The organism is Cellulomonas bogoriensis 69B4 = DSM 16987, from assembly GCF_000767165.1.
In the GTDB taxonomy this organism is placed as follows: Bacteria; Actinomycetota; Actinomycetes; order Actinomycetales; family Cellulomonadaceae; genus Actinotalea; species Actinotalea bogoriensis.
In genome coordinates this window covers 1-608 of record NZ_AXCZ01000427.1, presented here as the reverse complement: position 1 = coordinate 608, position 608 = coordinate 1, and the positions used below count along the sequence as shown (strand labels likewise).

The 608-nt window shown below is 75.8% G+C and carries 1 protein-coding gene; it reads right to left on the bottom strand.

The window, feature by feature from the left end:
* Window positions 1–608 (bottom strand): methionyl-tRNA formyltransferase (locus N869_RS15830; protein WP_035063309.1); only part of this gene is annotated, 608 nt, incomplete at both ends.

Genomic DNA, 608 nt, shown 5'->3' with positions numbered 1-608 from the left:
GTCCACGGCCACGGCAGGGTGCTCCCACCGCACCCGGGCGTCGTCGGTGGAGAGGCGGGGTGCGTGGCTGACGCCGTCCGCCGGCTGCGGCACCGGCACGAGCCTGTCGTCGGCGAGCCCGTCCACGGTCGCCGTCAGGAGGTCGGCGCCGGCGACGGCCAGGCGCTGCAGCAGGTCCCCTGCCGTGTCCCGGGCCCGCACTGTCTCGGTGAGGGACCCGAGCACGGGGCCGGTGTCCAGCCCCTCGTCGATCCGGAACGTCGTGGCGCCCGTCACCTCGTCACCCGCCATCAGGGCGTGCTGCACGGGTGCCGCACCGCGCCACGCGGGCAGCACCGAGAAGTGCAGGTTCACCCAGCCGTGGGTGGGCACGTCCAGGAGGTCACGCGGGACCAGGGCCCCGTAGGCCACCACGGGCACGCAGTCCGGTCGCAGGTCCTGGACCAGGGTCACCGCCTCGGGCGTGCGCAACGACGCGGGCTCCAGGACGGGCAGACCCAGCGCGACCGCCCGCTCCTTGACCGGTGAGGGTCGGGGACGGCGTCCCCGACCCGACGGCGCGTCCGGCCGGGTCAGGACGGCGACCACCTCGTGCTCGGAGGCGACCA